Source organism: Pseudomonas uvaldensis (assembly GCF_021271205.1).
Taxonomy (GTDB): Bacteria; Pseudomonadota; Gammaproteobacteria; order Pseudomonadales; family Pseudomonadaceae; genus Aquipseudomonas; species Aquipseudomonas uvaldensis.
Window position 1 is genome coordinate 35,289 of sequence record NZ_JAIWKS010000014.1, and the last position, 16,834, is coordinate 52,122.

Below are 16,834 nucleotides of genomic sequence, written 5' to 3' on the forward strand. Positions count from 1 at the left end.
CACCTTTTCCATTAATTCATTCTGCTTGCCGCTACACCCGCCGAACGTCATGCCAAACGCTCTGCTGCAACGCAGCGCAACGTTTTATCTGTATATGCATACAGATAAAACTTGCCCTCGGGCCGATCCCTGACCATGCTACGGCCTCAGTAAACCGTTAGGAAAACAGGCGTCATGCAGCTCTACCTCTGTGAAAAACCGTCCCAGGCCAAGGACATCGCCGCCGTACTCGGTGCAAGGCGGCGGGGTGACGGTTGCTGGGTAGGAGCAGGCGTCACGGTCACCTGGTGCATCGGCCACCTGCTGGAAACCGCCCCGCCCGACGCCTACGATGCGCGGTACAAGCGCTGGGTGCTGGCCGACCTGCCAATCGTGCCGACGCAATGGAAAATGACCGTCAAGCCGAAGACCGCCAGCCAGTACAAGGCGGTCAAGCGCCTGCTCGGAGAAGCCAGGGAACTGGTGATCGCCACCGATGCCGACCGGGAGGGCGAGATGATCGCTCGGGAGCTGGTGGAACATTGCCGTTATCGCGGGCCAATCAAGCGTCTGTGGCTATCGGCCCTGGATGAAGCCTCGATCCGCAAGGCCCTGGCCGCCCTCAAACCGGGTGCCGAAACGTTCAACCTGTACCATTCGGCCCTGGGTCGCTCCCGGGCCGACTGGCTGATTGGCATGAACCTGAGTCGCCTGTTCACCTTGCTGGGACGGCAATCCGGCTACCAGGGCGTGTTGCCGGTAGGCCGTGTGCAGACACCGACCCTGCGGCTGGTGGTGGACCGCGACCGCAGCATCGCCGATTTCGTGCCGGTCGCCTATTGGGCCATCGACGTCCAGCTGCGCCATGCCGGCACCGGGTTCACCGCTCAGTGGCGGGCCGATCCGCAAGCCTGTGACGACCAGGAACGATGCCTGAACCAGGCCCTGGCCCGCGAAGCCGCCCAGGCCATGAGCACCGCCGGGACCGCGCTGGTCACCCAGGTACGGACCGAGCGCCTGCGAGAAGCGGCGCCGTTGCCCTTCGACCTGGGCACCCTGCAGGAAATCTGCTCGAAGAAGCTAGGCCTCGGAGCCCAGGAAACCCTGGACATCGCCCAGTCGCTCTACGAAACCCACAAGCTCATTACCTACCCGCGCAGCGATTGTGGCTACCTGCCGTTGAGCCAGCACAGCGAAGCGCCGGCAATTCTTGCCGCCCTCGCCCAGGCCGACCCGAGCCTCGTGCCGCTGGGCGAGCATCTGCAGCCGCAACGCAAATCCCGGGCGTGGAACGACGCCAAGGTCAGCGCCCACCACGGCATTATTCCTACCATTGCCGCAAAGAACCTCGACAAGCTCGCCGGCAAGCAACGAGCCGTTTATACCCTCATACGTGCGCGCTATCTGGCGCAGTTCCTGCCGCTCCATGAATACGACCGCACCCAGGCCGATTTCGCGTGCGCCGGTCAGGTGCTGCGTGCTGTGGGCAAGCAGATCGTCGAGGCCGGCTGGAAACGCGCCCTGCCCGAAGCCCTGGCTCCCGCACGAGGTCGGGAAGCCCCGGCACCGCAAACCTTGCCGGCATTGATCGAAGGCCATGACTGTGCCGTGGATGAAGTGACGCTCAAGGACCTGTGGACCCAGCCGCCCAAGCCATTCACCGAGGGCGACCTGATCAAGGCCATGAAGAACGTCGCCAGGCTGGTGGAGGATCCGCTGCTCAAGCAGAAGCTCAAGGACACCACCGGCATCGGCACCGAAGCGACGCGGGCCTCGATCATCCAGGGCCTGCTCGATCGCGGTTACCTGATCAAGCATGGCAAGGCATTGTCGGCCACCCCCGCGGCTTTCAGCCTGATCGACGCAGTGCCCCGCGCCATTGCCGACCCGGGCACCACCGCCATCTGGGAACAGGCGCTGGACATGGTGCAAAGCGGGGAAATGAGCCTGGAAGAATTCGTCACACGCCAGGCCGCCTGGATGAGCAAGCACATCGCCCGCTGTCAGGGCATGAGTCTGACCATCAGCGGTCCGGCCAGTCCCGCCGGTCGCAGCGCCACGCCCTGGAAGAACAAACGCAAACCGGCCAAGCGCAAGGCTGCCGGCACACCGCGCAAAGCGACCAAAGCCAAGGCAACCTGAACAAACCGGCCATCGCACCCAGGCTAGCCTTTTCATACCCAAATCATCTTGTCAGACAATATGTAGTGAACAAAAATAATCACTACAAAACCGTTGACGATACAGATTTGCCCTTGCATGATGCAGACGTCTCCCCGATCGGGAGCACAGGTAACCGTTTGAGCAAGCTCGTCTGACCGCCGAGCTGTTTTTTGGATAAGGGACTGCCCACAAGGCAGATTGAAGGTGCTGACCTGGCATGACCGTCCGGAAACAAGGACGAGAAACGCTGGCGAAAATCCTCATGACGCGCGGGTCGACCCTCGAAAGTTGACGATGCCTGAATGGTTCTTCGCTGTTTCTCTTCGTTGTAGCGCATTTGCGTAGCAGCCCTTCGATAGCACTACACAGCCGTTTGACGACACCGCCGAAGCTCGACGGATGAATGCTGACGGCCTGGTTTCGGTACCCGACTTACCGAATGGCGAAGTTTTTTGCGAACCACCAGACAGATCAACCGAATGGTCAAGGGGCTTACACATGAATCTGAACAATCAACCATCTATTGATGAACTGGCTCGCATGTTCGCTGCACACAAGGACACCCTCGACAGCCATATCCTGTGGATCAGCAAGACTGGTCAGGTACATATGGATTGCCTGTCGCCGTACACCCAGGAAGACGAGTTCGAAAGGAACACGCAAGACCTGTGTGCCCGGCTGAAGATGTATCGCCGCGGGCAGGGCTACGTCGGCAAGAAGGCCGCCGCCGACAAAGACTACATCGGTCGCGTACTGCAGACGCTGACCCAGGCCTGGCAAACGGTGCAAAACACCTCGCAGGTGCAGGTCATCGACCGCCTCTACTGATTGCTCCTGAATGAAAAGGGCCCGATTCCTCACCAGGAACGGGCCCTTTTTCGTCTTCCTTCATAGGACATGATCATCGCGCTGGCGCATTTCCGACAAAGCTAGAACACCGACCAGCCGATCCGCTGGCTCATCAGTTCCAGCGCTGCCATGCCGGCCAGTGAGTTGCCTGCGCCATTGAGTTCCGGCGACCAGACACATACCGTGAAACGCCCCGGCACCACGGCCACGATCCCGCCACCTACCCCGCTTTTGCCAGGCAGACCGACGCGATAAGCGAAATTGCCGGCCTCGTCATACAGCCCGCTGGTGGCCATAATGGAGTTGACCTGCTGGGTCTGGCGGGCGCTCAGGATCTGTTCGCCGCTGTGCTTGCAGAAACCGTCATTGGCCAGGAAACAGAACGCCCGGGCCAGGTCGATGCAGTTCATACGCAACGCACAGTGACTGAAATAGCTGCGCAGCACCGCCTCCACGTCGTTATGGAAGTTGCCGAACGATTGCATCAGGTAAGCCATCGCCGCGTTACGGGCGCGATGCTGATACTCCGACTCGGCGACCTTGCCGTCCACCATCACTTGGGGATTACCCGACAAGCGCCGCACGAAATCGCGCATCGACAACGCCGGAGCGGCAAAACGCGACTGGTTGATGTCACAGATCACCAAGGCACCGGCATTGATGAACGGATTGCGCGGGCGGCCGCGTTCGAACTCCAGCTGTACCAGGGAGTTGAAGGGCTGGCCGGACGGCTCATGGCCCAGGCGTTCCCAGATCGCTTCGCCGGAGTGTTGGATGGCCTGCACCAGGCTGAAAACCTTGGAAATACTCTGCACGGAAAATGGCGTTTCGGCGTCGCCGGCGTAATACATCTCGCCGTCGTTGCCATACACGGCAATGCCCAACTGATTGGCGGGCACGGTGCCCAGGGCCGGAATGTAGTCGGCCACCTTGCCCTGACCGATCAGGGGGCGGACCGCATCGAGGATCTCGTTCAACAGTGCTTGCATGGGTGCGGGGGTCCAGTCATTGCCCGTTCGTATGCGGGGATACAGACCCTAGACGTCGACAAGCGGGAACAGAGCACACTCATGCCCGCATCAGTCGTCCAATCGGGCGGTCTATAGTGAAAGATCAACCGGCAGGAGCACACGATGCGTCAGATCATGCAAAAGGAACCCTGGTGGGCGTCGCCACCCCAGCCGGGACAGGACGAGAGCGAACTGGAATGGGGCTGGCTGGTGATATACAGCGAAGGCGAACCGCGCTTCGAATTCATCAAGGAACGGCCCTCGGACGAACAGATCCGTCAACGCAAGGGTTGCCGCATCACCCTTGGGACGGAATGAGCCCGTCATCTACGGCTTGAGCTGTGGCAACTCTACGGGCCGGTTTGTCAGTTCCATTTCCACCAGGCTGTCTCTGATTTCTTCGTCCAGGTAATAGACCGGCGCCAGCACGCCGCTGAGGGGGTGCTTGAGCGACTTGAACCACGCCTCGTCGAAAGCGGCGCTCAGGCTTTTGCGGATCTGCGCTTCCATTTCCGGCCGCTCGCCCTCGTGAATGATTGCGCGAATGCCCGCCACTCCCACGGAAATCAAAGCCCCCGCCGCCTTCCCTGCCACGGCCGCGGCCGCACCGGTCGCTCCCCGCGTGGCGAACTGCCCTTCGATCTTTTCACTGGTGCGTTGCGCCACCGTGGCGATCACCGCGTCCGATGGGCCCGAACCCGTGGCGGCGGCTTTATTGACGTGATCGATCAAGGCAGCGTAGGCCGGCAAGGTATTCAGCGGGTCGGTGTGGACCAACTCGTACAGCGAAGCATTGCGCGCCGCTGGCGGTCCCAGGTTGATCGCCGGAATGCCGTGCAGACGACGGTTCATCAGCTCCAGCGGGATACGATGACGCTGGGCGATCACGGGGACCTGCTGATTGAGCAGGCTCGCGTAATAACTCGTTGCGTTGGCCCGGATCGCTTCGGGAGCGATTTCCACAGCGACAGGTTCCAGCACTTGCTCGCGATATTGCTCCTGCAGGTAGGTCGCCAGGCGCCTGGACGGGGAATCCGCCTCCCCTTCGGCACTGGCGGCATACCAACTGACTTTCACCGCCAGCCATTCCTGAGTCCAATAACTGCTGAACCAGGGGATGAACTCCGCCTCGGTCCGTTCGTAGACCAGCACCCGCCAATGTTCCATCGACCCACGAGCGTAGCGTTCGGCCTGCTCGATGGCACTCTTGGACGCCGCGACTATCTCCCGGTCAGCCTGCCGCCAGGTGTCCTGGGCAATCGCCACGGTGTCCGGCTGTTGACCGCGCTGCGGCATGGCGCACCCCGCCAGGACGATCAGGACCGCCAGCATCAGCGAACGCAGCACGATTGCGCCCCCCGGGCTCATGTCATGGTAATGAGTATAGGCCGCCGAGGGCGTGGCACCGCCTCATTAAGGCCGGGCTCGCGGCCCTGTCGTCACGGCTTGATGCACCGTGGCTGGTTGCGATTACCCTTGCCGGACTACCATCGATCACCAATGGCAGGAGAACCAGGGCCAGCGCCCGGTCAACAAGGTGGCCGCCGTGGTGATCGTATTGCTCTGGCTAGCCGCGCTGGTGGGGGTGTGGTTCCTGTTCCGAGACTCGTTCAGAGACGCGTGAACTGCTCGAATTGCCAATCCTCGACCGTCCCCTCCCCTGACGCCTCGTGATGGTTGCCGCTGGGCGTCCAGTCGGTGCGCTGGCCGACCAGGGTGCCCAGGTAGGGCCTGGCCACTTCCAGCACACGCTCATAATCCATCTGTTCCGGCTCGACAATGCCACGCGCCGGATGCTCAACGGCCCAGACCACCCCCGCCAGCACCCCGGCGGCCACTTGCAGGCTGGTGGCATTGTTGAAGGGCACCAGCGCTCGGGCTTCATCGACGCTCAATATCGAGCCGAACCAGTAGGCATTCAGCGCATGCCCCATCAGCAGAACGCCCAATGCATCGCCCCCACCACTTTCGATCTCGCTGTTGAGGATGCGCTCCTGGCGCTGGGTCTGCCATCCGCGCCCGATCAACTCATGGATGGATAACAGCGCGTCGTTGCACGGGTGATAGGCGTAATGCACGGTGGGCCGATAGACCAGGCTCTGACCCTTTTTCACCGTCAGCAGGTCGGCGGTGGACGCAATTTCGTGGTGGGTGATCATCAGCCCCAGGCAGGGGCCGCCCAAAGGGGTCCAGGTCTTGACCCGCACGCTGGCGCTCGGGCGTTCGAGGTAGATGGCGTTGCGCGCACCAAAGCGATGACGCCTGGCGGATGCTGGCCAAGTTCGCTCGTGACTGCCCCAGCCCAGCTCCGCCGGTTGGCTGCCCTCGCTGATGAACCCCTCCACCGACCATGTATTGACGAACTCATCGTCCTGCTTGATCCGGTGAGAAACCTGGGTGTCGCGCTCGGCGAAATGAATGACCTTGATCCCCGTTTCCATGCACAGCCTGGCCCAGTCCACACCGTCGCGATTCTGCGGTAGCGGGTGGTTCAATTGCAGCGCCAGGTCCACCAGCCCGGCCTTGAGCAGATGCGTGATCAGGCCGGGGTTGGCACCGTGCGCCACCACGGCCGTCGGACCTTTGCCCAGCTTCTTGCGCAACGCCAGTACATCGTGACGCAACGCGTAGTTGGTGCGACGCGAAAGCTCCAGGCGGGGATCGTCATAGCCGCCCGCCCAGGGTTCGACACAGGTGTCGAGATACAACGCGCCTCTGTCGAAGGCATACGTGATGAGTGCCAGTGAACTGACTTCCACGGAAAGATTGACGATGAAATCATCCTGCCGGACGACACGGTCCAGGACCTGGACAAAAGAGTGTTCAGTCAACGCCTGGCGGACAAAGCGGATCCCCCGCTCCTTGAACCAGATGTTGTGGTCGATTATTGGCGCGATGACGGTGATGCGCTTGACCGGGATGTGTTCCTGGCTCAACAGCAACGGCAGGATGGCTCGGGCAATGGTGCCAAAACCGATGAAAATCAGATGTCCGCTGAACGAAACCTGATGCTCCATGCGCTGTTCCCCGAAGCTGCGGTCATTGAAGCCATGAAATACCGGTCATGGCGCCTTGGCTACTGTCAGTCTCGACAGTCGATGGCGCAGGCTCGCGCAGCACCTGCGCCGATCCGGTGCCCTGGTCTATGACGTGCCCAGCCCATCGGACAGGTCCGTAGCGGAGGAGGCCTGGGTGCGAGCGGGTGGTTCCTGGCGATGCTCGGTGGTCTTGCTCACGGTATCGCGCACCGTTTCATAGCCCTCACGCGCTGTCCGCCTGGCCTTGTCAGCGAGGTCGGCGCTGGTCCTGCCCATCACCCGTTGCTCCGTAGCGGTGGCGGGCAATGCCGCGCCGAGCATGGCGCCCAAGGCGATGCCCGCCGCAGCCATCATCAGCGGTTGCTCCTTGAGCAGGCGACTGAACTGATCGCCCAGGTCCTGTGAGCCCTGGCTCAGGCGCTCACGGGTTTCCCGCGCACTGTGACGGGCATGGCGGGCATTGGCGCCGAGGCCGTCGGCCAAATGCGCTGCCTTGTCCTTGAGATGATGGAAACCATCGCGCAGTGAGTCGCTGGTGCTGTGCAGATGCTCCCTGGCGCTGCCAAGGCCATCGGCAAGCCCTTCGGCCCATCCGGAAGAATCCTGGTCCGGCCCGACACGGTAACCGACGCGTGGCGGATGGTTCTGGCCGAGCATCAGCCAGCACAGTCCCACCGTGGTCAGTACGGTGGGCACCGGGTTGTTGCGCACGGTGGCGCCCAGGTTGCCAAAGAACTCCGAGCCGTTGCCCTTTACCAAAGTCAATGCCTGGTCAAGCATTTGACCCGGCGTGAACTTACTGCCCAAGGCATCGACAATATGGCTGATATGAGCCCTCTGCTCGTCGATTTCCCGTTCGATGGTTTCCGGGCTCTTCTGCGATTCGGTTTTGAATTCATCCTTCATGAGGCTTTCCTCCGCAAGGCGTCCTGATCTTTGTTCAGCGCATCGAGCGTGCGGTCAGGCTTGAAGTGGGATGGCTCGAACTGCTTTTTGCCCGACTGCACCATGGCAAAACCGATGACCATGACCACCACACCCACGATCAGCGCCGCCAACCATGGCTGCATGATCGTGCTCAGGCCATAGACCACTGCCATCAGCAGAATGATGAAACCGGCCAGCAGCACGATTGCACCGCCCGCCACGGCGGCAATACCGGCCTTGAGGGTGGTGAGGCTGGCCTGGAATTCGGCCTTGGCCAACGCCAGTTCCTTGGTGAACAGCGAGGGGACTTCATGGGTCAGTTGCTTGAGCAACCCCACCACGGAGGCATCGTTATCGGTGACAGAAGCGCCCGTCGAACGCTGGATATCTGGGTCAGGTCGATTCATTGCAATTCTCCTCTGCTGTTGGCCGAGCCCGGCAGCAAGCCGGTGGGGGCATCACCGGGGTGATCCTGGACATTGGGGGACGTGGGGGTGATGCCGGTGGCCAGGCCAGTGGCGGTGCCGGCGCCAGGACCGATGGGGTCGGGGATCGGATCGAAGGGCTCGCGTCCGGCAAAACCACCCTGCGGCGGGTTGGAATGACCGGCGGCCGGATCCTCGATCTCCGCGCTCACCGGCGAATTACCCGCCTTGAGAAACCGCGACAGCCCGAAGCCCACGGCGATGCTGCCGGCCAGGAACAGACCCGGGTTTTCCTTCGCCAGCCGGGAGCCGTCATGCAGCAGTTGCTCGGCGCTCATGTTGCGCAGTTTCCCGGCCAACCCGGTCATCGAATCCGCCATGTCCGCCAGGTAGTGGGACAAGCCTAGGGTGTCATTGGCTTCGAGTTCCGACATGGCCGACTTGGCACCGCGCGCCAGGGCGTCGATCTGGTCCGCCGCCGTATCGCGGTAACGGCCGAACTGCGCGTCGGCCTGTTCGCGGGCGCTGCCGAGGGTCTCGTTCACGTCCTCCTTGATGTGGTTCAGGTGATCTTCAGGCCGGGGCTGGCCCGAATTACCGCGTTGTCGCTCGGAGTTGTTGTCCGGGATAGTCATGTCTGTCTACGCCTGCTCGATGAAAACTCATTAACGGGCAACCACCAAAGCGATGCCCGACTATGTGCCTCTCAGAACAAGTGACGGAGTGCGGCGAAGGGTAGTTCCAACGAGTTTCGGCATTGGACGCTGTGCGGTATGCATCCCCGCTTGATCACGTGCAGGCGAAAAAAAATCGGGCCAGTGCCCGATTTTTTTTGGCGGCAATCGCCTTCAACCCAGCGCCGTATCGAGAAACATCATCACCGCAAACCCCATCATCAACCCCAGGGTTGCGGGCGTTTCGTGACCATTGCGGTGAGTCTCGGGAATCACCTCGTGGGACACTACGAAAATCATCGCCCCGGCCGCCAGGCCCAGACTGATGGGATAAGCCACGGCCACACCCGAGGACATGCCCAAACCAATCACCGCGCCCAGCGGTTCCATCAGCCCGGAACCCACCGCGATCAGTGCAGCGCGCAAAGTGCTGATACCGGTGACCCGCAGCGCCATGGCAATGGCAAGTCCCTCGGGGATGTCCTGGATGGCAATCGCCGTGGTCAGCGGCAGACCGACCTTGAAGTCGCCGTCGGCGAAGCTCACGCCAATGGCCATGCCTTCCGGCAGGTTATGCAGGGTGATCGCCAGCACGAACAACCAGACCCGGTTGATGCGCTCGGATTGTGGGCCTCGCCGGCCACTCAACTCGTGTTCGTGTGGGACGAAACGGTCGAGGCCGATCATCAGCGCAACGCCGAGCCCCAGGCCGAGCACGACGACAAACGCGGCGAGCAACTGATTGCCGCAAATGATCTGGGCGGCTTCGATGCCAGGCAGTATCAGCGAGAACGAACTGGCCGCCAGCATCATGCCTGCGGCGAACCCCAGCATGATGTCCTGGGTTCGCGACGAGATGTCCCGCAGCACCACCGCCATCATGGCGCCAAGGGCCGTGGCGGCGAATCCGGACGTGCCGCCCAGTACCGCATAGCCCAGGTTATGGCGATCGGCCCCCACCAGCGCGTTGTAGCCGCTATAGAGCAGCAGCGCCGCGACCATGATCAACCCGAACCAGAAGCTCGCCCCCAGCAACGGATTGTTTTGCACCGGGTCCAGCCAGGTACGCCAGGGGGATCGGATCCGGGAAGTGGGCTGGTCCATCGAATATCCTTAAAAGTGTCAGGCGAGGAAGCCAGGCCCCCTCGCCGTTTTGTTTCTACAGGTCGCTTTGTTTCTATAGTTTGTCACCTTGCATCCCCGAACCCAAGTCGGCACCCGTGGTTGGGTCACTTTCAGGGTTGGACATCGTCCGCGCTTTCATGTCCATCAGCAGCGCTTCATCCTCTTCGCTCAGTTGCACGCTGGCCATGCCGTCACCGCCATCCACTGCCGGCGTCGGGTTCTCGACGAATTCCCACTCATCGCCCTGGTTCCAGGGTCCGCGCACGGTCGGTTCGCCTTGCGACATATTGAAGTACACGTTGGTGAACTCCGGCATGCCTGGCAATTTACCCTGCGGGAAATTGGGCTGAATCGAGTGCAAGGCTTTCTCGAACGACATCTGGTGCGCAATTTCGCGCGTCATCAAAAAGCCCAGCGCTTCTTTCACACCTGGATCGTCAGTAAGGTTCATCAGACGCTCATAGACAATCTTCGCCCGGGCCTCGGCAGCAATATTGGAGCGCATGTCCGCAGTGGGCTCGCCAATGGTGTCGACATAGGCAGCGGTCCAGGGCACGCCGGCCGAGTTGGTCAGCGGCGCACCGGCACCGTAAAGCAGGCTCGTGACGTGGGAGTCATTGCCGGCGCCGTTGATGTCACGGTACAGCTGGCCTTCCTCGTCAACGCCTTCGGCCATTTTGCCTTTGGCGCCCTTGTTCAACATCACAATGATCGAACCGATCACTTCCAGATGGCTGAGTTCCTCGGTGGCGATATCCATCAGCAGATCCTTGCGACCTGGATCGTCCTCAGCCAAGGCCTGGGTAAAGTAACGCGAGGCCGCTGCCAGCTCACCCTGCGGACCGCCGAATTGCTCCAGCAACAAATTCGCGAGTCCCGGGTTAGGCTCGGCGACACGCACGGTGTACTGCAATCGTTTGTTATGTAAAAACATGATTGAACTCCTCGATCAGGGCACGGGTCATGAGCAGGCTGCCAAATAGCAGGCCCATTAACGTCTGAAGAAATCAAATGAATAAAATTTATCTTTTATTCAATAAACGAGACGGACGGTAATTTATACGAATCGTATAAATCATCACGCAATAAAATTATTATACGGAGCGGCAATATATAACCGACCGTTGCAGGCCCCAGCTAACAGCCGGGACCCGCAAGGTTTCAGCACTTAAGATTTGCGACCGCCGCCGTGGCTGTTTTCGCCACCTTTTTTACCGGCTTCGGAGGCTTTCTCACGGTCATTGGCGAAGTTGCCGCCAGAGGCCTGACCACCTTTTCTGCCGGCTTCCGAGGCGCGCTCAGGGTCGTTGGCGAAATTGCCACCGGAGGCTTGGCCGCCTTTACGGCCGGCTTCTGCGGCGCGCTCGGGGTCGTTGGCGAAATTGCCGCCCGAGGCTTGTCCACCTTTGCGTCCAGCCTCGGCTGCGCGTCCCGGATCATTGGCAAAATTGCCTCCCGACGCCTGGCCGCCTTTTTTGCCGGCTTCCGATGCCTTCTCACGATCGTTAGCGAAATTGCCAGGGTTGTTATTGCCTGTGTTAGCCATTTCATTCACCTCGTTAGTTGCTGTTAGCGAACCAGTTGGCTCGTCTTATTCGGAAAGCTTGCGCAGACCAAGGTTTTAACTAACTGTCGCAAGCGGCGACGAACGGTCGACGCCATCGAGTTCACGTTTATTTAATAAAGCCACTGCATAAGCACACCCTATTGAACAAACGGCATTCGATAAATAGTTTTAAACTTTTCGACAATCAGACACTGTCTTGTGGGAGCGAGCTTGCTCGCTCCCACAAGAAGTTTGTCTATCAATCCGCCGAATAAAAAACAGTGCGTGTCTTTCCACGCCGTCTGCCAAAGGTCGGGCGGCGCCGGCACCCCATTGCACCGGTCTCGTCACCCTGGCCTCGCGCCGTTCCAGGAAGCCAAAACTCGCGGGCTGCCGGTGTTGTCCTGCACCACCGCACTGACCGGCTTGCGGTGTCCGGATACCCTGTCGCCGATACCCGGATAAAAATGCTCACGGAGAAATCGGATCGCTGGCCGGAAACGTTTCCTCCAGCGCATCGTCCAGTTGGTTATTGGTGATGTCCCGCTCATCGACCTTGCCGCTGCGCTCACAGTGGCAATCGGGCGATGGACAAGGCTCGCCGTTGGGGTGTTGTTCCGCACAGGCCTGACAGCAATATGCCTCACCGTCGTGATTGAACACCCGTTGTGGGTCGACCTCGCATTGACAATCGGGACAGCCGCATTTCAATTTCGATTCGCTCATGCTCCTTCTCCTGGGTACGCTTCATGGCCCCATTCAAGAACCCACCAGCAACTGGACTTCCAGGTTGGCGGCCGCAACGCCGTGCTTGACCACATACACCTCGGCGCTCCAGCCCTTGGTCAAATTGCGATAGGGCTGGCTGCCCAGGGCGTCGCCACTGTCCCATTCGAGAATGTCGCCGATATCGATGTCCTGGGCCGAACGCAGTTCAAGCACGGTGTGGCCATCCTGTTCCGTGACGTACACCCCCGCCATCGCGCTCTGTCGATTGATGGCCCGCACCTCACCGGTGGTTTGCTTCATACCTCTTCTCTTCCTGGCAAGTTCAGGGAGCGCCCGGACATGGCCGAGCGCTTTTTGTTATCTCAGCGCTTGGCTTCGGTATGCGGATTTGCCGAACGCTCGAGGAACGCTTGGGTAATTTCCGGCAGATGGTCGCGCAGCCAATCGGCCATGGCGATTTCCTGGGGCAGGATCTGTTCGCAGGCCCGCTGCGTTTCGACGTCGCCGGCCACTTTCGCCGCTTCGATCAGCACCGTGTAGGAGGCAATTTCCAGGTTCTCGAACACATAGCCGCTCATGGCGCCCTTGACCACCTCATCGCTCATCGTCATGCCACCGACCGCCTGACCGAAGGCCATGAGTTTGCCGGCCATGTCCTTGAGCATCGAAGTGCTGCCGCCCAAGCGCTGGATGCATTGCTCGACCAGTTTCTGTTGCCCGAGGGTTTCCTGGAGGTGCTCTTCGATCCGGGCTTTGAGTACCGGGTAATGTTCCAGGCGCTCGGCCTGGGCCTTGAGCATCTTCTCCGCTTGCTGCTCCATGGCATGGGCGTCGTTGAGCCAGTCCAGCAGGTTCTCTTTAGGCGTTGCCATTTCCTTCTCCTTACCCGTGGTCGCACAGCATTGCAGCGCGACGGTTCTGAAGTACCGCACATAGAGGTGGATGTTCCGGGCAGGAAGAAAGTTTGAAGCAACGTTGGCCCAGGGCGACGAAAGGCGTCGTGAGCGACCACACGCCAAACCCAGTGCTAATCTCAACCGCTCCAGGACAATGGAGAACACAGATGCCCGACGATCTGCACCTCGAACCGATCGATCAGCTACAGGCTCAAATGACCGGACGCCGTTTCCTGGTGCTCACCGGAGCGGGGATCAGCACCCCCTCCGGCATCCCCGACTACAGGGACAGCGACGGTGTACGACGGGGTCGGCAACCCATGATGTACCAGGAATTCCTCGCCAGGCCCGAAGCGAGACGGCGCTACTGGGCCCGGGCGATGCTCGGCTGGCCGCGCCTGCAACAGGCCCGGCCGAACGCGGCTCATGAGGCGTTGGCAGTGTTGCAGGCACAGCAACGCATCACCCACCTGCTCACTCAGAATGTCGACACCCTGCATGACCGGGCCGGCAGCCGGGACGTGATCGAACTCCATGGCAGCCTGCACCGTGTGCTGTGCCTGGATTGCAACCAGCGCAGCGAACGCCAGCAGATCCAGAAACTGATGGAGACTGAAAACCCTTACCTGGCCGGCATCGACGCAACCCAGGCGCCCGATGGCGATACCCTGCTGGATCCGACATTCGAAGCACGCTTCCAGGTGCCCCGCTGCCCTCACTGCGAGGGTGATCGTCTGAAGCCCGACGTAGTGTTTTTCGGCGAAAACGTCGCCGCCCCCACCGCCACCCGCGCCACCCAAGCCGTCGAGTCGGCGGACGGTCTGCTGGTGGTGGGTTCGTCGCTGATGGCCTGGTCGGCGTTTCGCTTATGCCGTGCGATCAAGGACCAAGGCAAGCCACTGCTGGCGATCAATCAGGGCAAGACCCGGGCAGATGAGTTGCTCGATCTGAAGGTGGAAGAGCCTTGCGAACGGGTGTTGCCGTTGCTCGCCGAGCGCCGAACCTGATGATCACCGCAGATCCCCTGTGGGGGACGGTGCTCAGCCTCTGGTTAGTTGTACGCCCAACTGCTGATCCCTGAATGTGTCGAACAACGCCTGCGCCGCCGCTGATAATTCATGCCCCGGTTTGGTCAACACACCGATGGCCCGCTCGACCACCGGATCGCTGAGGGTGATGCAACGCGCTCCCAACTCATGCATCTGCCCGACACACAGCGCTGGCACCGCGCTCACTCCCAGCCCGCTGGCGACCATGCGCCCGACCGTCGCCAACTGGTGGCTTTCGAACTCCACCGGCAGCTTCATGCCGCGGGCCTGTAGATGCTCTTCCAGCATCACCCGCACGGTGGAGGGCCGTTGCAGGGTGATGAACGGCTGCTCAAGTAACGTCTGCCACTGAACATCGCTGCGGTGGGCCAGAGGAGAATCCAACGGCACCACCGCGACGAAACGGTCCAGGTACAACGGCGTAAATGCCAGGGACGAGCCCTGCATCGGCTCGAACGCAACGCCCAGTTCGACGTGGCGATCACGCACCATCTCCAATACCTGTTCGTTGATCACATCGTTGACTGTGACGTTGACGTTCGGATAGCGGACGCGGAAAGTCTTCAGGATCGGGGGCAGCAGATTGCCGGCAAACGACGGCATCGCCGCCAGTGTCACGCGGCCTCGCTGGAGGGTGAAGCGCTGACGCATTTCATCCTCGACGTTATCCCAGTCGGCAATCAACCGTCGTGCCAGCGGCAACAGGGATTCGCCTTCGGGGGTCAGCGCCACATTGCGGGTGTTGCGGCTGAACAGGCGGCCACCCAGGCCATCCTCCAACGCCTTGATGGTCAGACTCAAGGCGGATTGGGACAGGTGCAACCGCTCGCCGGCCACGGCGAAACTCAGGCTCTGGGCCACGGCGAGAAAGGCGCGGATCTGCTTGAGGGTCATTGGCGCTGAGCTCCCATTCAATTATTGAGTTTTACCAATCAATCTACCTTAAAAATCAACTTAACAAATATATGACTTGACGCAACACTGCGTTTCATTGCGACCCCATCAAGAATAAAAGAGGTATCTATGGCAGGTTTCGACAAACGCGTGAGCTCTTATGAAGAAGCGCTGGAAGGCTTGAAGGATGGCATGACCGTCATCGCCGGCGGCTTCGGCCTGTGCGGCATTCCGGAGAACCTGATCGCCGAGATCAAGCGCAAGGGCATTCGCGACCTCACCGTGGTTTCCAACAACTGCGGCGTCGACGGTTTCGGCCTTGGGGTGCTGCTGGAAGACCGGCAGATACGCAAGGTGATCGCTTCCTACGTGGGTGAAAACGCTCTCTTCGAGCAGCAATTGCTCAGTGGCGAAATCGAAGTCCAGCTCACGCCCCAAGGCACCCTCGCGGAGAAAATGCGCGCCGGCGGCGCGGGCATCCCGGCTTTCTTCACTGCAACCGGCGTCGGCACCCCCGTGGCCGAAGGCAAGGAAACCCGTGAATTCCACGGTCGCCAATACTTGATGGAAGAGTCCATTACCGGCGATTTCGCCATCGTCAAAGGCTGGAAAGCCGACCATTTCGGCAACGTGGTCTATCGCCATACCGCTCAGAACTTCAACCCGCTGGCCGCAACGGCGGGCAAGATCACCGTGGTGGAAGTCGAGGAAATCGTCGAGCCCGGCGAACTGGACCCGACGCAGATCCATACCCCAGGCATCTACGTCGACCGGATCATCTGCGGCACGTTCGAGAAGCGCATCGAGCAACGCACCGTACGCAAGTGATCCCCTGCCCCCGGCCCGAATGAAGGAATAACACCATGGCACTTTCCCGCGAACAAATGGCCCAACGCGTCGCCCGCGAACTGCAGGACGGCTACTACGTGAACCTGGGCATCGGCATCCCCACCCTGGTCGCCAACTACATCCCCGAAGGCATGGAAGTCATGCTCCAGTCGGAAAACGGCTTGCTCGGCATGGGTGCGTTCCCGACCGAAGCCGAAGTCGACGCCGACATGATCAACGCCGGCAAGCAGACCGTCACCGCGCGTATCGGCGCTTCGATCTTCTCGTCGGCCGAATCGTTCGCCATGATCCGCGGCGGTCACATCGACCTGACCGTGCTCGGCGCGTTCGAGGTGGATGTGCAGGGCAACATTGCCTCGTGGATGATTCCCGGTAAGCTGGTCAAGGGCATGGGCGGCGCCATGGACCTGGTGGCCGGTGCCGAAAACATCATCGTCACCATGACCCACGCGTCCAAGGACGGCGAGTCGAAACTGCTGCCACGTTGCACCCTGCCACTGACCGGCGCCGGTTGCATCAAGCGTGTACTGACGGACCTGGCTTACCTGGAAATCCAGGACGGAGCCTTCATCCTCAAGGAACGCGCCCCAGGCGTCAGCGTCGAGGAAATCGTCGCCAAGACCGCCGGCAAACTGATCGTGCCGGACCACGTCCCTGAAATGCAGTTCGCTGCCCAGTGAG

The 16,834-nt window shown here is 60.8% G+C and carries 20 protein-coding genes; 7 read left to right on the forward strand and 13 right to left on the reverse strand.

The genetic code is table 11. The features are described from left to right. Positions 1-174 precede the first annotated feature (174 nt). Together LCU97_RS24055 and LCU97_RS24060 are read left to right on the forward strand one after the other, a co-directional pair. Positions 175-2,121, forward strand: a complete 1,947-nt coding sequence (locus tag LCU97_RS24055; RefSeq protein WP_232777967.1) for a DNA topoisomerase III — start codon at positions 175-177, stop codon at positions 2,119-2,121. Positions 2,122-2,640: 519 nt separating this feature from the next. Then, positions 2,641-2,970: a hypothetical protein gene (locus LCU97_RS24060; RefSeq protein ID WP_053154384.1), complete on the forward strand. Its 330-nt coding sequence runs from the start codon at positions 2,641-2,643 to the stop codon at positions 2,968-2,970. A 101-nt stretch (positions 2,971-3,071) separates the two neighbouring features. On the opposite strand, the gene glsB is transcribed toward LCU97_RS24060, so the two are convergent. Further along, positions 3,072-3,980 carry a glutaminase B gene (gene glsB, locus LCU97_RS24065; RefSeq protein WP_053154388.1) on the reverse strand — a complete coding sequence of 303 codons (909 nt, stop codon included), beginning with the start codon at positions 3,978-3,980 and terminating at the stop codon, positions 3,072-3,074. A gap of 144 nt (positions 3,981-4,124) precedes the next feature. Between glsB and LCU97_RS24070 the strand changes: the two genes are divergently transcribed. Then, the gene (locus tag LCU97_RS24070) at positions 4,125-4,319 is read left to right on the forward strand and encodes a hypothetical protein (protein ID WP_053154390.1); all 195 of its coding nucleotides are present in this window, start codon (positions 4,125-4,127) and stop codon (positions 4,317-4,319) included. 9 nt (positions 4,320-4,328) lie between these two features. On the opposite strand, the gene LCU97_RS24075 is transcribed toward LCU97_RS24070, so the two are convergent. Beyond that, on the reverse strand, positions 4,329-5,348 hold the full coding sequence (locus LCU97_RS24075; protein WP_232777968.1) for a hypothetical protein: 1,020 nt from the start codon (positions 5,346-5,348) through the stop codon (positions 4,329-4,331). Between the two features lie 109 nt (positions 5,349-5,457). Between LCU97_RS24075 and LCU97_RS24080 the strand changes: the two genes are divergently transcribed. Continuing rightward, positions 5,458-5,625, forward strand: a complete 168-nt coding sequence (locus LCU97_RS24080) for a hypothetical protein (RefSeq protein ID WP_232777969.1) — start codon at positions 5,458-5,460, stop codon at positions 5,623-5,625. Here the strand turns inward: LCU97_RS24080 and LCU97_RS24085 are convergent. The 10 genes from LCU97_RS24085 to LCU97_RS24130 form a co-directional block, all read right to left on the reverse strand. Continuing rightward, entirely contained in the window at positions 5,612-7,018 is a 1,407-nt protein-coding gene (locus LCU97_RS24085) for a saccharopine dehydrogenase C-terminal domain-containing protein (RefSeq protein WP_232777970.1), read from the reverse strand. The genes LCU97_RS24080 and LCU97_RS24085 overlap by 14 nt on opposite strands. A 126-nt stretch (positions 7,019-7,144) precedes the next feature. Continuing rightward, positions 7,145-7,945, reverse strand: coding sequence for a DUF3618 domain-containing protein (locus LCU97_RS24090; protein WP_232777971.1), 801 nt, complete (start codon positions 7,943-7,945; stop codon positions 7,145-7,147). Further along, on the reverse strand, positions 7,942-8,373 hold the full coding sequence (locus LCU97_RS24095; RefSeq protein WP_053154401.1) for a phage holin family protein: 432 nt from the start codon (positions 8,371-8,373) through the stop codon (positions 7,942-7,944). The genes LCU97_RS24090 and LCU97_RS24095 overlap by 4 nt, the downstream gene beginning before the upstream one ends. Further along, entirely contained in the window at positions 8,370-9,026 is a 657-nt protein-coding gene (locus LCU97_RS24100; RefSeq protein ID WP_232777972.1) for a hypothetical protein, read from the reverse strand. The genes LCU97_RS24095 and LCU97_RS24100 overlap by 4 nt, the downstream gene beginning before the upstream one ends. Before the next feature lie 213 nt (positions 9,027-9,239). Next, positions 9,240-10,169, reverse strand: coding sequence for a ZIP family metal transporter (locus LCU97_RS24105; protein ID WP_232777973.1), 930 nt, complete (start codon positions 10,167-10,169; stop codon positions 9,240-9,242). Between the two features lie 73 nt (positions 10,170-10,242). Continuing rightward, positions 10,243-11,124, reverse strand: a complete 882-nt coding sequence (locus LCU97_RS24110; protein ID WP_053154410.1) for a manganese catalase family protein — start codon at positions 11,122-11,124, stop codon at positions 10,243-10,245. Between the two features lie 234 nt (positions 11,125-11,358). Beyond that, positions 11,359-11,736 carry a con-10 family general stress protein gene (locus LCU97_RS24115; RefSeq protein WP_053154413.1) on the reverse strand — a complete coding sequence of 126 codons (378 nt, stop codon included), beginning with the start codon at positions 11,734-11,736 and terminating at the stop codon, positions 11,359-11,361. 471 nt (positions 11,737-12,207) lie between these two features. After that, positions 12,208-12,462: a metallothionein gene (locus LCU97_RS24120; RefSeq protein WP_053154414.1), complete on the reverse strand. Its 255-nt coding sequence runs from the start codon at positions 12,460-12,462 to the stop codon at positions 12,208-12,210. A gap of 33 nt (positions 12,463-12,495) precedes the next feature. After that, positions 12,496-12,765 (reverse strand): hypothetical protein, encoded by a 270-nt coding sequence (locus LCU97_RS24125; RefSeq protein WP_232777974.1) that lies wholly within the window; start codon positions 12,763-12,765, stop codon positions 12,496-12,498. A gap of 62 nt (positions 12,766-12,827) precedes the next feature. Beyond that, on the reverse strand, positions 12,828-13,337 hold the full coding sequence (locus LCU97_RS24130) for a ferritin-like domain-containing protein (protein ID WP_053154420.1): 510 nt from the start codon (positions 13,335-13,337) through the stop codon (positions 12,828-12,830). A 191-nt stretch (positions 13,338-13,528) separates the two neighbouring features. Between LCU97_RS24130 and LCU97_RS24135 the strand changes: the two genes are divergently transcribed. Beyond that, a complete protein-coding gene (locus LCU97_RS24135) occupies positions 13,529-14,368 on the forward strand; it encodes an NAD-dependent protein deacetylase (RefSeq protein WP_232777975.1) in 840 nt (279 codons plus the stop codon). A gap of 33 nt (positions 14,369-14,401) precedes the next feature. On the opposite strand, the gene LCU97_RS24140 is transcribed toward LCU97_RS24135, so the two are convergent. After that, entirely contained in the window at positions 14,402-15,304 is a 903-nt protein-coding gene (locus LCU97_RS24140; protein ID WP_232777976.1) for a LysR family transcriptional regulator, read from the reverse strand. A gap of 129 nt (positions 15,305-15,433) precedes the next feature. Here LCU97_RS24140 and LCU97_RS24145 point away from each other — a divergent pair, with 129 nt between their 5' ends. After that, positions 15,434-16,132: a CoA transferase subunit A gene (locus tag LCU97_RS24145; RefSeq protein ID WP_053154429.1), complete on the forward strand. Its 699-nt coding sequence runs from the start codon at positions 15,434-15,436 to the stop codon at positions 16,130-16,132. 35 nt (positions 16,133-16,167) lie between these two features. Then, positions 16,168-16,833: a CoA transferase subunit B gene (locus LCU97_RS24150; RefSeq protein ID WP_053154432.1), complete on the forward strand. Its 666-nt coding sequence runs from the start codon at positions 16,168-16,170 to the stop codon at positions 16,831-16,833. The last annotated feature ends 1 nt before the right edge of the window (position 16,834 follow it).

What these genes read in the sequence shown, in the direction of transcription:
- LCU97_RS24090 (WP_232777971.1), bottom strand. Translation starts at nt 7,945, where the DNA reads ATGAAGGATGAATTCAAAACCGAATCGCAGAAGAGCCCGGAAACCATC.
- glsB (WP_053154388.1), bottom strand. Translation starts at nt 3,980, where the DNA reads ATGCAAGCACTGTTGAACGAGATCCTCGATGCGGTCCGCCCCCTGATC.
- LCU97_RS24060 (WP_053154384.1), top strand. Translation starts at nt 2,641, where the DNA reads ATGAATCTGAACAATCAACCATCTATTGATGAACTGGCTCGCATGTTC.
- LCU97_RS24115 (WP_053154413.1), bottom strand. Translation starts at nt 11,736, where the DNA reads ATGGCTAACACAGGCAATAACAACCCTGGCAATTTCGCTAACGATCGT.
- LCU97_RS24130 (WP_053154420.1), bottom strand. Translation starts at nt 13,337, where the DNA reads ATGGCAACGCCTAAAGAGAACCTGCTGGACTGGCTCAACGACGCCCAT.
- LCU97_RS24095 (WP_053154401.1), bottom strand. Translation starts at nt 8,373, where the DNA reads ATGAATCGACCTGACCCAGATATCCAGCGTTCGACGGGCGCTTCTGTC.
- LCU97_RS24105 (WP_232777973.1), bottom strand. Translation starts at nt 10,169, where the DNA reads ATGGACCAGCCCACTTCCCGGATCCGATCCCCCTGGCGTACCTGGCTG.
- LCU97_RS24085 (WP_232777970.1), bottom strand. Translation starts at nt 7,018, where the DNA reads ATGGAGCATCAGGTTTCGTTCAGCGGACATCTGATTTTCATCGGTTTT.
- LCU97_RS24100 (WP_232777972.1), bottom strand. Translation starts at nt 9,026, where the DNA reads ATGACTATCCCGGACAACAACTCCGAGCGACAACGCGGTAATTCGGGC.
- LCU97_RS24110 (WP_053154410.1), bottom strand. Translation starts at nt 11,124, where the DNA reads ATGTTTTTACATAACAAACGATTGCAGTACACCGTGCGTGTCGCCGAG.
- LCU97_RS24070 (WP_053154390.1), top strand. Translation starts at nt 4,125, where the DNA reads ATGCGTCAGATCATGCAAAAGGAACCCTGGTGGGCGTCGCCACCCCAG.
- LCU97_RS24150 (WP_053154432.1), top strand. Translation starts at nt 16,168, where the DNA reads ATGGCACTTTCCCGCGAACAAATGGCCCAACGCGTCGCCCGCGAACTG.
- LCU97_RS24055 (WP_232777967.1), top strand. Translation starts at nt 175, where the DNA reads ATGCAGCTCTACCTCTGTGAAAAACCGTCCCAGGCCAAGGACATCGCC.
- LCU97_RS24140 (WP_232777976.1), bottom strand. Translation starts at nt 15,304, where the DNA reads ATGACCCTCAAGCAGATCCGCGCCTTTCTCGCCGTGGCCCAGAGCCTG.
- LCU97_RS24125 (WP_232777974.1), bottom strand. Translation starts at nt 12,765, where the DNA reads ATGAAGCAAACCACCGGTGAGGTGCGGGCCATCAATCGACAGAGCGCG.
- LCU97_RS24120 (WP_053154414.1), bottom strand. Translation starts at nt 12,462, where the DNA reads ATGAGCGAATCGAAATTGAAATGCGGCTGTCCCGATTGTCAATGCGAG.
- LCU97_RS24145 (WP_053154429.1), top strand. Translation starts at nt 15,434, where the DNA reads ATGGCAGGTTTCGACAAACGCGTGAGCTCTTATGAAGAAGCGCTGGAA.
- LCU97_RS24135 (WP_232777975.1), top strand. Translation starts at nt 13,529, where the DNA reads ATGCCCGACGATCTGCACCTCGAACCGATCGATCAGCTACAGGCTCAA.